Origin of the sequence: Curtobacterium sp. MCLR17_054 (genome assembly GCF_003234335.2) — a bacterium.
In the GTDB taxonomy this organism is placed as follows: domain Bacteria; phylum Actinomycetota; class Actinomycetes; order Actinomycetales; family Microbacteriaceae; genus Curtobacterium; species Curtobacterium flaccumfaciens.
Map to the genome: position 1 here is coordinate 2,330,699 of NZ_CP126263.1, position 14,124 is coordinate 2,344,822.

11 protein-coding genes are annotated in these 14,124 nt (G+C 71.6%); 3 read left to right on the forward strand and 8 right to left on the reverse strand.

All coding sequences use genetic code 11. The features are described from left to right. The first annotated feature begins 123 nt into the window (after window positions 1-123). Complete coding sequence (locus DEJ08_RS11070; RefSeq protein ID WP_171907870.1) at window positions 124-2,124, forward strand: alpha-1,4-glucan--maltose-1-phosphate maltosyltransferase; 2,001 nt, start codon at window positions 124-126, stop codon at window positions 2,122-2,124. After that, complete coding sequence (gene glgB, locus DEJ08_RS11075; RefSeq protein ID WP_111054722.1) at window positions 2,121-4,682, forward strand: 1,4-alpha-glucan branching protein GlgB; 2,562 nt, start codon at window positions 2,121-2,123, stop codon at window positions 4,680-4,682. Before DEJ08_RS11070 ends, glgB begins: the two co-directional genes overlap by 4 nt. A 211-nt stretch (window positions 4,683-4,893) precedes the next feature. Here the strand turns inward: glgB and DEJ08_RS11080 are convergent, their stop codons facing one another. Next, window positions 4,894-5,904, reverse strand: a complete 1,011-nt coding sequence (locus tag DEJ08_RS11080; RefSeq protein ID WP_111054721.1) for a tetratricopeptide repeat protein — start codon at window positions 5,902-5,904, stop codon at window positions 4,894-4,896. Then, complete coding sequence (locus tag DEJ08_RS11085; protein WP_111054720.1) at window positions 5,901-7,643, reverse strand: DUF8094 domain-containing protein; 1,743 nt, start codon at window positions 7,641-7,643, stop codon at window positions 5,901-5,903. The genes DEJ08_RS11080 and DEJ08_RS11085 overlap by 4 nt, the downstream gene beginning before the upstream one ends. Window positions 7,644-7,827: 184 nt before the next feature. Between DEJ08_RS11085 and DEJ08_RS11090 the strand changes: the two genes are divergently transcribed. After that, window positions 7,828-9,669: a coiled-coil domain-containing protein gene (locus DEJ08_RS11090; protein WP_111054719.1), complete on the forward strand. Its 1,842-nt coding sequence runs from the start codon at window positions 7,828-7,830 to the stop codon at window positions 9,667-9,669. Between the two features lie 87 nt (window positions 9,670-9,756). On the opposite strand, the gene DEJ08_RS11095 is transcribed toward DEJ08_RS11090, so the two are convergent. The 6 genes from DEJ08_RS11095 to frr all read right to left on the reverse strand — a co-directional run bounded on the left by DEJ08_RS11095 (window position 9,757) and on the right by frr (window position 14,077). Next, the gene (locus DEJ08_RS11095; RefSeq protein ID WP_111054718.1) at window positions 9,757-10,506 is read right to left on the reverse strand and encodes an alpha/beta hydrolase; all 750 of its coding nucleotides are present in this window, start codon (window positions 10,504-10,506) and stop codon (window positions 9,757-9,759) included. Further along, on the reverse strand, window positions 10,503-10,805 hold the full coding sequence (locus DEJ08_RS11100) for an Rv1322 family protein (RefSeq protein ID WP_111054717.1): 303 nt from the start codon (window positions 10,803-10,805) through the stop codon (window positions 10,503-10,505). Before DEJ08_RS11100 ends, DEJ08_RS11095 begins: the two co-directional genes overlap by 4 nt. A 12-nt stretch (window positions 10,806-10,817) precedes the next feature. Continuing rightward, window positions 10,818-11,693 carry an aggregation-promoting factor C-terminal-like domain-containing protein gene (locus tag DEJ08_RS11105; protein WP_258367099.1) on the reverse strand — a complete coding sequence of 292 codons (876 nt, stop codon included), beginning with the start codon at window positions 11,691-11,693 and terminating at the stop codon, window positions 10,818-10,820. 186 nt (window positions 11,694-11,879) lie between these two features. After that, window positions 11,880-12,428 carry a DivIVA domain-containing protein gene (locus DEJ08_RS11110; RefSeq protein ID WP_071406375.1) on the reverse strand — a complete coding sequence of 183 codons (549 nt, stop codon included), beginning with the start codon at window positions 12,426-12,428 and terminating at the stop codon, window positions 11,880-11,882. Between the two features lie 84 nt (window positions 12,429-12,512). Beyond that, window positions 12,513-13,457 (reverse strand): phosphatidate cytidylyltransferase, encoded by a 945-nt coding sequence (locus DEJ08_RS11115; RefSeq protein ID WP_111054744.1) that lies wholly within the window; start codon window positions 13,455-13,457, stop codon window positions 12,513-12,515. A gap of 65 nt (window positions 13,458-13,522) precedes the next feature. Beyond that, the gene (gene frr / locus DEJ08_RS11120) at window positions 13,523-14,077 is read right to left on the reverse strand and encodes a ribosome recycling factor (protein ID WP_027465871.1); all 555 of its coding nucleotides are present in this window, start codon (window positions 14,075-14,077) and stop codon (window positions 13,523-13,525) included. Window positions 14,078-14,124 lie beyond the last annotated feature (47 nt).

Consider the following 14,124-nt stretch of genomic DNA (forward strand, 5'->3'; position numbering starts at 1 on the left):
GCCCGTGGCGGCCCCGCCACGGGCCTCCCGTCCGGTCCTCAACAGGCTCCACGGCGCGCCCGGCCCTCCACAGCGGGCCGATTCCGGGGAACGCGGAGCCGCTCGCCGGGTAGCGTCGCTTCCGTGGCCACCGCAGACCGACCCCGCCGCCCGAAGATCGGGCGCATCCCGATCACCGAGCTCGCCCCGAGGACGCCGAACGGCTTCCCCGGCAAGGCATTCGACGGCGAGGTGATCACGTTCGGTGCAACCGTCTTCCGAGAAGGACACGGCATCATCGGCGCCGACCTCGTCCTCGAACGCCCAGACGGTGGAACCCGCACCGTCCCCATGACCCTCGGTGCCCCCGGCACCGACCGCTACGAAGCCACGGTGCAGGTCGACCACGTCGGCGTCTGGACGTGGCACGTCGAGTCGTACTCCGACGACTGGGCGAGCTGGCTGCACGGCGCACGCCTGAAGATCGCGGCCGGCGTCGACACCGAGGCGACCCTGCTCGACGGTGCCGTGCTGCTCGACCGGCTGGCCGAGGAGACCGACTCCCCCGCCGCCACCCGCGCCGCCGCACGCGTCCGCGACACCGACCTCGACCCGGCCGAGCGCCTGGCCGCCGTCGACGACCCGCGGATCGTCGCCGAGGTCGAGGAAGCCCCGCTCACCTCACTCCGGACCCACTCCGCCACCCAGCTGCTCGACGTCGAACGCACCCGCGCCGGCGTCGGCGCCTGGTACGAGTTCTTCCCCCGCTCCGAAGGCGCGAAGAAGAACCCCGACGGCTCCTGGAAGAGCGGCGACTTCCGCACCGCGGCCCGCCGGCTGCCCGCCGTCGCCCGGATGGGCTTCGACGTCATCTACCTGCCGCCGATCCACCCCATCGGCACCACCGCCCGCAAGGGGCCGAACAACACGCTCACGCCCGGGCCGAACGACCCCGGCAGCCCCTGGGCGATCGGCTCCCCCGAGGGCGGGCACGACGCGATCCACCCCGACCTCGGCACCGAGGACGACTTCCGCGACTTCGTCGAGACGGCGAAGAACACCGGCATGGAGGTCGCGCTCGACTTCGCGCTGCAGTGCTCCCCCGACCACCCCTGGGTCACGCAGCACCCGGAGTGGTTCACGCAGCGCGCCGACGGGTCCATCGCGACCGCCGAGAACCCGCCGAAGCGCTACCAGGACATCTACCCGATCCAGTTCGACACCGACCCCGAGGGCCTGGTCACCGAGGTCGAGCGGGTCCTGCGCCACTGGATCGCCTTCGGCATCCGCATCTTCCGCGTCGACAACCCGCACACCAAGCCGCTCTGGTTCTGGGAACGGGTCATCCGTGAGATCCGCGACGAGCACCCCGACACCGTGTTCCTCGCCGAGGCGTTCACCCGCCCGGCGATGATGCGCGCGCTCGCCGAGGCCGGGTTCCAGCAGTCGTACTCGTACTTCACCTGGCGCAACACGAAGGACGAGATCGAGGACTACTTCACGGAGCTCTCGCACGAGACGAGCGACTACCTGCGCCCGAACCTCTTCGTGAACACGCCCGACATCCTCACCGAGTACCTGCAGTTCGGCGGCCGTGCCGGCTACAAGGTGCGCGCGGCACTCGCCGCCACCGGTGCGCCGACGTGGGGCATGTACGCCGGGTACGAGCTGTTCGAGGACGTCGCCCGACCGGGCTCGGAAGAGAACATCGACAACGAGAAGTACGAGTACAAGCCGCGCGACTTCGCCCTGGCCGAGGCCGAAGGTGCGTCCCTGGCGCCGTACGTGACGATGCTCAACCGCCTCCGTGCGGCGCACCCCGCGCTGCGACAGCTGCGGAACCTGCACGTGCACGCCGCCGACGACCCGGCGATCGTCGTCTACTCGAAGCACCTGTCGGGCGAGTACATCCGGTCAGGGCGCCCCGACACCGTGATCGTGGTCGCCAACGTCGACCCGCACTCCGCCCGTGAGACCACCGTGCACCTGGACCTCGCCGCACTCGGTCTGCCGACCGAGGGCCTGTTCGACGTCCGTGACGTCGTGACCGGTCAGCGCTGGACCTGGGGCGCGTCGAACTACGTCCGCCTGGACGCGTTCCAGGAGCCCGTGCACCTGCTCGTCGTGGAAGGACCCCACCGATGACCCCCGAACCGACCGACCCCACGAAGCGCGGACCGGCCGTCCCGCCGGTGCCGCCTCCGCCGCCGGCCGTGCCGCGGTACGAGCCGAAGGTGTCCGCGCCCGACGAGGACCTGCCCGGCGCTCCACCGGCGCAGCGCGAGGCGCCCGACCGCGGCGTGGCGGAGTCCGCCACGCTCGCCGGGCACCCCGCCGACCCGACGCACCCGCGGCAGCCGCCCGTCGCAGCCGCCTCGACTTCCGACTCCCCGACGGCCCCGACCGGCGGCGCTGCACCCGTGGTCCGTCCGGCCTCCGTCGACGCGCCGGTCGCCCCCAGCGCCGCTGCTCCGGCGTCGGCTGCTGCCTCGGCTCCGGCCGCCGCTGCCGCCACCGGTACGGCCACGGATCCGCGTCCGGCTCCGATCGAGGACTGGCTGCGTCTGCAGGTGGCCGAAGGCCGCTGGTCCCAGCCGCACGACGTGCTCGGCCCGCACCCGGTCGACGGCGGCACCAGCGTCCGCGTCGTCCGGCACCTGGCCCGCGCGGTGCGCCTCGTGCGCCCCGACGGCGACGACATCGAACTCACGCACGAGGGCGACGGGCTCTGGGCCGGCGCCACTGCCGAGACCCTCGGTCGCTACCGCGTCGAGTCGGAGTACGACTACGACGAGTCCACGGACGAAGACGACGCCACCTGGACCACCGACGACGCCTACCGGTTCGCCCCGACGCTCGGCGAGCTCGACCTGCACCTGTTCGGCGAGGGCCGTGACGAGCAGCTCTGGCACCACCTCGGCGCACACGCCCGCACGGTCGACGGTGTCGACGGTGTCGCGTTCGCCGTCTGGGCACCCCGGGCCACCGCCGTCCGCGTGATCGGCGACTTCGAGGGATGGGAAGGCCGCACCACCGCGATGCGCCGTCTGAGCGACCTCGGCGTCTGGGAGCTGTTCTGGCCCGGCGCCGTCGTCGGGCAGCGCTACAAGTTCCAGATCCTCACCGACTCCGGCTGGGTGGAGCGGGCCGACCCGTTCGCCCGTGAGGCCGAGATCGCCCCGGCGACGGCCTCCGTCGTCACCGAGTCCACGTACACGTGGTCCGAGGGCGACGCCGCGTGGATGGAGCGCCGCGCACAGACCACCACGCACGACGCCCCGATGAGCGTCTACGAGGTGCACCTCGGCTCGTGGCGCCCCGGCCTGTCGTACCGCGAGGTCGCCGACCAGCTCATCGGGCACATGGAGTACACCGGCTTCACCCACGTGGAGTTCCTGCCGCTCGCCGAGCACCCGTTCGGCGGCTCGTGGGGCTACCAGGTCACCGGGTACTACGCGCCGACCGCACGCTTCGGTTCGCCGGACGACCTGCGCTACCTGATCGACCGCCTGCACTCCGCCGGCATCGGCGTGATCATGGACTGGGTCCCCGGGCACTTCCCGAAGGACGAATGGGCGCTCGGTCGCTTCGACGGCTACGCGCTGTTCGAGCACCCGGACCCCCGCCGCGGCGAGCAGCTCGACTGGGGCACCTACGTGTTCGACTTCGGACAGCCGCAGGTGCGCAACTTCCTGGTCGCGAACGCGCTGTACTGGTTCGAGGAGTTCCACATCGACGGCCTGCGGGTCGACGCGGTGGCCTCGATGCTTTACCTCGACTACTCCCGCACCGACTGGCTGCCGAACGTCCACGGCGGCCGCGAGAACCTCGACGCGATCTCGTTCCTGCAGGAGACGAACGCGACGGCGTACAAGCGCTACCCCGGCATCGTCATGATCGCCGAGGAGAGCACCTCGTGGCCGGGCGTGACCCAGCCGACGAGCGCCGGCGGACTCGGCTTCGGGCAGAAGTGGAACATGGGCTGGATGCACGACTCGCTCGAGTACGTGCAGCGCGACCCCGCGTACCGCAGCTACCACCACGACGAGATCACCTTCTCGTTCGTCTACGCGTTCAGCGAGCAGTTCACCCTGCCGATCAGCCACGACGAGGTCGTGCACGGCAAGGGCTCCCTGTACGGCAAGATGCCCGGCGACGAGTGGCAGAAGCTCGCCAACGTGCGTGCGTACCTGGCGTTCATGTGGGCGCACCCCGGCAAGCAGCTGCTCTTCATGGGCCAGGAGTTCGCGCAGCCCGCCGAGTGGTCCGAGGCGAAGGGCCTCGACTGGTGGCTCCTCGACCAGCCCGGCCACCGCGGTGTGCAGGACCTCGTCGCGGAGCTCAACCGCGTGTACAAGGACTCCCCTGCGCTCTGGACGCACGACTCGACGGCCGACGGCTTCGAGTGGCTCGAGGGCGGCGACGCACCGCACTCGACCCTCGGGTTCCTGCGGAAGGACGGCGACGACCGGGTCGCGGTGTTCGTGAACTTCTCCGGCGTGCCGGTGGAGCGTCGCTTCGGGCTGCCGACCGCCGGCGAGTGGCACGAGGTCCTCAACACCGATGCTGCCGAGTACGGCGGCTCCGGAGTCGGCAATCTCGGCGTCGTCACCGCCGAGGACACCCCGTGGGCGGGCCGCCCCGCCTCGGCGCACCTTGTGGTGCCGCCGCTCGGTGCCGTCTGGCTCAACCTCGCCCAGTAGCCCGGCCAGCGTCCGCGACGCGACCGACGGACAGACGGGAGGCCCGGTGCCAGCTGGCACCGGGCCTCCCGTCTGTCTCGCCCCGGGCGAGCGGTTGTGCTCGGGACGCCGTCGTGTCCTCGAGACGCCCCCGAGACGCCGAGACGCCGCCGGATTCGGCGGCGTCTCGGTGCGACGACGGCGTCTTCTTCGCCGTACGGACCCCGCAGGTCTAGTACAGCGCGTTCGCCAGGCGGCGACGCGCCGCGACGACGCGCGGGTCCTCGCTGCCGATGAGCTCGAAGTACTCGACGAGCCGGACGCGCAGGGCCTCACGGTCCTCGCCGAACACCGTCGGCACCAGGTCCAGGAGACGTCCGAAGGCGTCGTCGACGTGCCCGCCGGAGATGTCGAGGTCGGCGACCGCGAGCTGCGCCTGGACGTCCTGCGGGCCGGCGGCAGCGGCCGCACGGATCTCGTCGGCCGTCCGGCCGTTCAGCCGGTCGAGCAGCGACACCTGTGCGAGCCCGGCCACGGCCATCTGGTCGTGCGGGTCCTGCAGGATCGCGGTCTTGTACTCCTCGATCGCGGTGGCGTAGTCGCCCTGCTCGATCGCGTCGTACGCGGCCTGGTGGTGCGGCGGGAGCGGCTCCGGCTCCGGCTCGCCCTGCTCAGCGTCAACCTCGGTCGCAGCGCCGTCGACGCTCACGCGACCGGCCACGCCGTTCTGCTCGGCGGCCTGGAGCACCTGCTCGTAGACGTCGCGGACCTGCGCCTCGGGCAGGGCCCCGACGAAGAGCCCGAGCGGGCGTCCGCCGATGACGGCTGCGACGGTCGGGATCGACTGCGCCTGGAACGCCTGCACGAGCTGGGGGTTCGTGTCGGCGTCCACCTTGGCGAGCACCACGCGGCCGTCGTACTCCGCGGTGAGCTGCTCGAGGATCGGCGAGAGCTGCTTGCACGGCCCGCACCACTCGGCCCAGATGTCCACGATGACCGGGACGACGTTCGACAGCTCCAGGACGTCCTGGAAGGTCGCGTCGGTGACGTCGATCACGAGCGACGGGACGGTCAGGTCGGCACCGTTCGCGGTGCCAGCCTCGGTGCCGGGAACGGCTCCGCCGGCGGAACCCGCCGGCGCCGGAGCACCGGACGGCTGGGGCGGCCGCTGTGCGCGGTCGACGAGGGACGACAGGTCCACGGCTCCGCGGAGCCCGGACGGGGTCGGGGGGATGTTGCTCATTGCACCTCACTCGCTGCGGTCAGGCCCTGTGTGAACCCGAGCAGGACCACTTTGCCATCCGAGGCGACCGGCGGCACGTAGAAGAGCAGCTGGACGCTGTAGGTCGCGCTGATGCCCTTCTTGCTCGTGTCCACGCCGGACAGTGCCTTGACGGCACCCTCGGTGTTCACCTCGGCGCCCGACGCGGTCGGGGTCACCTTCTCGATCTCGTCCAGGTCGGCGGAGACCAGGGCGCCGGCGTCGTCGGTCGCGATCGCGACGGCGGAGTCGGCGGGCACCTCGGACGAGTACTCGATCTTCGCCGTGTCCGGCAGGGCCTTGGCCTTCTTGTCCTTGTACGCCTTGCCGATGGTGGTGCGGAGCGCATCGCCCTCGGTCGCGAACAGGTCGGCGTACTCGCTGGCGGTGTCCTTCGACAGGATGTCGCCGTAGGCGGTCGCGACCTGGTCGGGCTGGATCGTCAGGAGCTTCGACTCCGGCGCGAGCAGTGCGGCACCGATCGTCGTCGGGGCGAGGCTCGGGATCTTCGCGTCGGCCTCGAGCGAGACGTCGTACGCCACCTTGTAGGGATCGCGGGCGGTGTCCTGCACCAGGGTCAGGGCCTGCGGTGCCGACTTCGCGTCACAGTCCTCGGCGACGATCGTGAAGACCGTTCGGGGCCAGGTGTCGGTCTGCTGCGGCAGCGCGACGCACACCTGCGCGGCCGAGATCGCCGGCGGTGCCTTGACGTCCGAGTCCTTGCCGCGGATCGAGTAGTTCGCCAGACGGAGGTCGAGCGCCGCGCCGGAGAACCGGGTCCGGACCAGGTCACGGTCGCGCGCCCCGTCGGCCTGCTTGGCGACAGCGGCGGTGCGCTGCACGATGCGGGTGATCTGCTGCTTGGTCGCAGCCGTCGGCTCGGTCGTCTCAGCAGCCCCCGTGGCGGTGGCCGTCGGGGTCGGCGTGGCGAGCGACGGGTCGCCGCCCTGCGGCCAGTAGTCCGAGGAACAGCCGGCGAGGGTCAGGGCACCGACGAGCAGCACCGGGACGCCGATGAGGGCGCGCGTGCCGCGACGACCGCGGCGCGGCACCTGCGCTCCGGCGGCGGCGGCTCGACGGGACGCACGCACCCGCGGCGGGCGGCTGCCACCACTGCGACGGCGGGGACCGCGGCCACGGCGCTGGTGCAGGAAGGCGAGGACGAGCAACACGAGGCCTCCGAGGACGAACACGCCGCCGGCCACGAGCAGCGGACCGACCGCCGGCGTCGCGGTGTCCTGCGGCCAGGTGACGGACACGTCGCTCGGTGCTGCGGCCTTGCCGTCGCTCACGACGAGGACCGAGACGTCCTGCGGCAGGCGGACGGTGAACTGCCCGGCACCGTCGTACTCCTGGTACCAGAGGTCGCTGCCCTTCGGCGACGGGACGCTGGTCTCGCTGCCCGAGGTCGACCCGACCAGCGAGCCCTTCTCGGCGTCGAAGCGGAGCGTGGTGTGCTCGGCGTCACCGATCCAGGCGTCGACGTCGGCGGTCTTGCCGTAGGCCGCGAAGACCTTGCCGGAGCCGGACACGTTGATGCGCTGGTAGCCGGGGTTGGCGTTGAGCGTCGTCCCCGGGATCACGGTCACCGGGGCGGAACTGGTCGTCGAGCTCTCGGCCACGAGCGAGGACGGCGGCGCGAACACGGTCCGCTGTCCCACCGCCAGCGCCACGAGCAGCAGACCGATGACGAAACTGACGATCGCCAGGACGAATCGCACGAACTCTCTCCCTACCGCGCCGGGGTGGGGATGTCGGCGCGCGAATCAGCGACTCAGGATAGCGAGCAACGCTGGACAGCGCATCAATCCGCGCTGTCGCCGGACTCAGACGACCCGCTCCGGCCGCCACTACAATCGACCGCGGGCCGATCCGGGCCCTCCGCCGAGCACCCAGGAGCGACACGTGGCGAACGACGAGGCCGAGTTCGGGACCGAGCTGCGGGGGTACCGCCGCGACGAGGTGGAGCGTTCGCTGAACGACCTGCGCCGCGAGCTCATCAAGTCGAACAACGACCGCGCCGACGCCGCGAAGGAGATCCGTCTCCTGCAGGCCCGGGTCTCCGAACTGCAGGGCGAGCTCGACGAAGCCGGCACCCCCACGTACAGCGGACTGGGCACCCGCCTCGAGTCCACCCTGCGCGTGGCCGAGGAGCAGTCGACCCGTCTCATCAGCCAGGCGGACATCGACGCCCAGCGCCTCCGTGCCTCGAGCCGTTCCGAAGCCGAGCGCACCGTCCGCGAGGCCCAGGAGGAAGCGCGCGACACCCTCGAGGACGCCCGCACCCGCGCCACCAACGAACTGACCCGCGCCCGCGCCGAGGCAGCCGACACGGTCGAACGTGCCCGCGCCGAGGCCGGTCTCCTCACGCAGGACGCCCGCAACGAAGCCGCCGCGATCCGCGGGGCAGCCGTGACCGAGGCCGCCGAGGTCCGTTCCGTCGCCATCCGCGAGACGAACGCTCTGCGCGCCCACGTCGAGCACGAGGTCGCCGAGCTGCGCGAGATCGCCCAGCGCGAGTCCGCCGACGCCCGCACCGCTGCCGCCGAGCTCGACCGCGAGACCGAGCACCGCCGTTCCGTCTTCGAGGCCGACCACGCCCGCCGCACCGAGGACCTCGACCGCGAGGAGACGACCCGGCGAGAGGCCCTGGAGCGCGAGGTCACCGAGGGCCGTGCCGCCTGGCACCGTGAGCGTGACGAGGAGCAGCAGGCACACGCGCTGGCACTCGAGACCGGTCGCGCCGAACTCGAGTCCGAGGTCACGCGCCGACGCGCCGAGCTCGACACCGAGGTCGCCGACCGCCGCCGCGAGCTCGACGAGGAACTCGCCGCCGCCCGCGCCCAGTGGGACCGCGAACTCGCCGCAGCCCGCACCGCTTTGGAGCAGGAGATCGAGGCGGCCCAGGCGCAGCTCCGCGTCGACGAGGAGCAGACCCGCGTCGAGAACGCGCGCCTGGTGCAGGAGACCGCCGACCGGATCGCCCGGGAACTCGAGGAGCACGACGCCCGGATCGCGCAGGAGCGCGCCGAGGCCGATGCGGCAGCCGAGCGTGCCGTCCGGGAGCACGAGAACGCCATCGCCGCTCGACGCGAGCGCGAGCACGCCGAGGTCGACACCGAGATCGCCGACCGCCGCACCGCCGAGCTCGGGGTGCTCGAGGCCGAGCGCACCGCCCTGCGGCAGGAGATCGACACCGCGCGCGCCGCCCTGGTCAAGGAGCGCGACGAGGTCCGTGCCGAGATCGCCCGGGAGCGCGACGAGGCCCGCACGACGCTCGAGTCGGAACTCGCCTCCCGCCGCGACGACGCCGAGCAGGACTACCTGCGGAAGCACCACGAGACGGTGACCGAGACGCAGAAGTACCTGGACGAGGCCAACCTGCAGCTCGCCGAGGCCACGCGCCGCGCGACCGAGGCCCGCGAACGCGCCGAACGCCTGCAGCAGGATGCCGACGACCTCGAGCGCACCAGCACGGCCGAGGCCCAGGAGCACGCCCGCACCATCGTCGCCGACGCGCAGGACCGCGTGCACCGGATGGTCGCCGACGCTGAGGAGCGCACCGCCGGCGTCATCGCCGAGGCCGAGGACCGCCTGGCGGCGATCCGCACCGAACGCGAAGCCGTCGCGGGCTACCTGGAGAACCTCCGCGGGGTCCTCACGAACGCCACGGGCCTGCTCGGCACGGCACCCGCCGCGGCGTCCACTGCGGACGCTGACGACGACGTGGACGCGACCGACCGCTGACGGTCCACGGCCTGGAGGCGCGACCCGCGCCTCCAGGCCGTCCCACCTGGTGCAGGTGGCAGGCCGCAGGGCGTCGTACAGACGTGCTCAGACGGGCCAGTGGGTCGGCAACGGGGCGCTGCCCGGCACGACGAGGTCGGCGATCGCGTCGAGGACGATCCGCACGTACCGCTCCCCCACCCAAAGGTGCTTCGCACCGTCGACGGGCACGACCCGGACGTTCGGGGCGAGCGCGAACCGTGCCGCCGCGGCCTCGGGCTGCAGGAAGTCGTCGTGCTCGGGGACGAGCGCCACGACCGGGACCCCGACGGCAGCCCAGCGGGCGAGCTCCTCGTCCGAGGTGCGGTGCAGCGGCGGGGACAGCAGGACGACACCGGCGACCGTGCCGGCCTCGACGTGTTCGAGCGCGTGCTTGAGGATCACCTCGGTGCCGAAGGACCACCCCACCAGCCACGGGGTCGGCAAGCCGCGGTCGACGACCTCGGCGACGGCGGCGCGCAGGTCGAAGCCCTCGGACACGCCCTCGCCGAAGACACCCTCGGACGTGCCGCGCGGCGACGTGACGGACCGGAAGTTGAACCGCAGCACCGCGATGTCGGCGAGGGCGGGCAGCCGTGCCGCGGCCTTCTTGAGGACGTGCGAGTCCATGAACCCGTGCGCGGTCGGCAGGGGGTGGAGCGTGACGATGGTCCCGCGAGCCGGGGTGTCGGCCGGCTCGGCGAGTTCACCGACGAGCGTCAGGTGGTCGTCCGTGTCGAGCTCGACATCGGTACGACGGGCCGGCAGCACGGTGGCGGACCGGATCTCGGTGTCGTGCGGCACGTCGTGCTCGGTCATGCGATGCTCCAGCAGTGGTTGTGCCAGTGCCGGCGCGACGCCAGGTCGGCAGCATCGCCGAGCACGCCGTCCGCACGCCAGACCACCACGTGGGCGGTGCCGGGCAGGACGCTTCCGCCGCACCCCGGGCAGATGTACTCCTTCTGCGCCGACGCGGCCGAGATCGGCTGCACCTGGTACTCGCGACCGTGGCGGACCTCGGTGCGCTTCCACGAGCTCATCAGCCGGTCGAGGGTGGTCTCCTCGTCAGGCTCGACGTCGCGACCACGGGGGTGCCGCGGTCGGTTGCTGCGCGGCACCCGAGCAGCCGATCAGTACCAGTTGTTGGCCTGGCTGTGTCCCCAGGCACCGCAGGGGGTGCCGTAGACGCCGGCGATGTAGTTGAGACCCCAGGTGATCTGCGTCGCCGGGTTGGTCTGCCAGTCGGCGCCGGCCGTGGCCATCTTGCTGCCGGGGAGGGCCTGCGGGATGCCGTACGCACCGCTGGGGTTGTAGGCGTTCACCCGCCAGCCGGACTCCTTGTTCCACAGCGAGACCAGGCAGTTGTACTGGTCGGTGCCCCAGCCACGAGCTGTGACCTGCTGCAGGGCGATCGCCTGCGCACTGCCCGGGTCGGGCGTCGCAGCGGTCGCGGCGAGCGTGTTGGCGGCCGAGACCGGCTGGTTCTCGGTGGCCGCGGCGTCCGCGCTGTCGTCGGTGGTCTCGGCGTCGGCGTCGGCTTCGTCCTCTTCGACGACGGGCTTGACGACCTTCGGGGCCGGGACGGTGACGTCGTAGCCGTCACGGTCGGCAGCGGCCACGGCGTAGGTGCCGTGCGCGGTGTACTGCTGCGGCGCCGGCGGCGTCTTCACGAGCACCGGGGTGTCGACGGCGGCCTGTGCCACGTCGGCCTGCAGCGGGTTGAACAGCGAGCCGCCGACGAACAGGAACACGCCGACGAAGGACATCATCGGGGCGACCGCGCGCTTGCGTGCGACGGCGTTCACCGACGACGCGGTGGGCTTGGCGAGCTTCGGCGTCGCACGGCGCTGCACCGTCGCGGTGCGCTGCTTCGCGGGACGCTGGTCGGCCTCGACCAGCGCATCGTGGGCGAAGGACGCCACACGCTCGTCGGAGACGCGGTTCGCCGCCACCGACTTCGGCGTGGCGACCGGACCCGTCGTCGCGGGCACTGCCTGCGGGGTCACCCCGAACGCCGACGTCTCCGTCGTGCGGGTTCGCTGCATTGCCGCGCGGCGCTCACCGGAAGCCTGGAGGCTGAGGTGCTCGCGGGTATCGCGGTCGGAGCTTGAGTCTGCCGTGTGCCTGCCCATGAGTAGGACCAGGGTAACGGAACGATCACGGAAAGCGAAGCACCTGGGGACAGCGCGTCGTCACCGGACAGCGAGCATCACTTCGACGACGGCGTCGAGCAGCGCGTCGACCTGCGCCTCGCGGTACCCGCCGTGCTTCGGGCGGAAGACGATCGAGCGGACCTCGGTGAGGCTGAGCGGCTTGCCCTCGCGGAAGTACCCGGCGAGTCGGGCGGCGAACGCGTCGACGTCCTTCGGGTGGTAGCCGGTACCGAGCACGCTGACCCGGCTGAACCGCTGCCCGTCGGGCCGCTCGAGCCGCGCCACGACGTCGGAGGCCTTCGTCCGTGCCTCGGCGTACCAGGCCTTCTTGCCGACCTCGCTCATCTCCCGCTCACGCTCGCGGGCCGCGAAGGCGTCCTCGAGTCGCTCGAGTGCGGCGTCGACGTGCGACGTGGAGTAGCCGCCCTTGCGCATCGAGAACGCCGTGGCGCGGATCTTCGCGGCCTCGATGCCGGGGGCGCTGTCGTCGGCGGAGTACGCGCGCCGGGCGTCCTCGAGGAAACGCTCGACTTCGTCGACGTCGTAACCGAGGGCGGAACGGGCTGCGGTCGGGAAGGTGGTGGCCACGGCGTCATTCTGCCAGTCCCCGACCGTGGCACAACCTGGACGCGCTGAGTGCGGCGTTCAGCCCGGCCCGACAGCGGTCAGTGGTCAGTGGTTGACGACGAGGTACAGCACGTAGGCCACCGCGGCGGACGGCAGGATGCTGTCGATGCGGTCGAGCAGGCCGCCGTGTCCGGGCAGGAACGACGAGATGTCCTTGATGCCGAGGTCGCGCTTGATCATCGACTCGGTCAGGTCGCCGAGCGTGGCCGAACCGGAGATGAGCACACCGAGCAGGACACCGGTCCACCAGGGCAGCCCGAGCATGAACACGGCCACCAGGATGCCGACGATGATGCTCGCCGCCACGGACCCGGCGAAGCCCTCCCACGTCTTCTTGGGGCTGATGCGGGGAGCCATCGGGTGCTTGCCGAGGTTCAGCCCGGTGGCGTACGCGCCGGTGTCGACCGCGACGACGACGAGGATGAACCCGATCACCCAGAGGTTGCCGTCCGGCTGGGCGGAGAGCAGCACGACGCACGCGCCGAGCAGGGAGATGTAGGCCTGCACGAACAACCCGTTCGTGAGGTCTCGGGCGACGTTGCCGGCCGGGGGCTTCTGCCGCGCGACGGCGACCTCGAGCAGTCGCCAGACGCTGATCAGGACGATGCCGCCGAGCAGGGTGAACAGCGCCGCCACCTGGCCGAGCAGGAACGCCGCCGGCACGATCGCGATCGCGACGGCGACGCTCGGGATCCGCGGGACGTCGCGGCCGGCGAACCGCATCGCGCTCGTGAGTTCGTAGACGCCGACGCCCAGCAGGAACGCCGCGACGACCATGAAGGACGGCGGCCAGAGGAGCAGCGTGCCGAGCATCACGACCGCGAACGCGAGCGCGATGCCGATCGCCGCCGGCAGGTTGCGCCCGGTCCGCGCGGTCAGCGCTTCGTTGCGCGCGCCGAAGTCGGCCTTGCGCTGGCGGAGCTGCGCCTCGAAGTCGGTGCGCGCCGCTCGTGCGCGCGCATCGAAGTCCTGACGGAGCCCCTTCTTCACGGGCCCGCTCGACGCGGGCCCGTGCTCTGCTGTGGGGCGGTCATCGCCCTGGTCGGAGCGCCGCATCAGACCTCGAGGAGTTCGGCTTCCTTCTTCTTCAGCGACTCGTCGATCTGGTCGACGTGCTTCTTCGTCAGGGCCTCGAGGTCCTTGTCGCCGCGCGAGATCTCGTCGTCGGAGATCTCACCCTTGAGTGCGTCGAGGTCGTCCTTGGCCTTGCGGCGGATGTTCCGCACGACGACCTTGTGGTCTTCGCCCTTCGTCCGCACGAGCTTGACGAACTCCTTGCGGCGGTCCTTGGTGAGCTCCGGGATCGTCACGCGGACGATGTCGCCGTCGTTCGTCGGGCTGGCGCCGAGGTTCGGGAAGGTCGCGATCGCGCGCTCGATCTCCTTGAGCGCCGTCTTGTCGTACGGCGTCACGATGAGCGTGCGGGCCTCGGGCGTCTGCAGCGACGCGAGCTGCGCGAGCGGCGTCGGCGTGCCGTAGTACTCGACCGGGATCTTCTGGAAGAGCGCCGCGTTGATGCGGCCGGTGCGGACGGTCGAGAAGTCGTCCTTGGCGACCTCGACAGCCTTCGCCATCTTCTCGGTGGCTTCGGTCAGGACATCACTGATCACGGTGTTACTCCTTCGGTACTGGCGTCGAGTCTAGTCAGCGCCGGGGG

What these genes read in the sequence shown, in the direction of transcription:
- glgB (WP_111054722.1), top strand. Translation starts at nt 2,121, where the DNA reads ATGACCCCCGAACCGACCGACCCCACGAAGCGCGGACCGGCCGTCCCG.
- DEJ08_RS11080 (WP_111054721.1), bottom strand. Translation starts at nt 5,904, where the DNA reads ATGAGCAACATCCCCCCGACCCCGTCCGGGCTCCGCGGAGCCGTGGAC.
- DEJ08_RS11095 (WP_111054718.1), bottom strand. Translation starts at nt 10,506, where the DNA reads ATGACCGAGCACGACGTGCCGCACGACACCGAGATCCGGTCCGCCACC.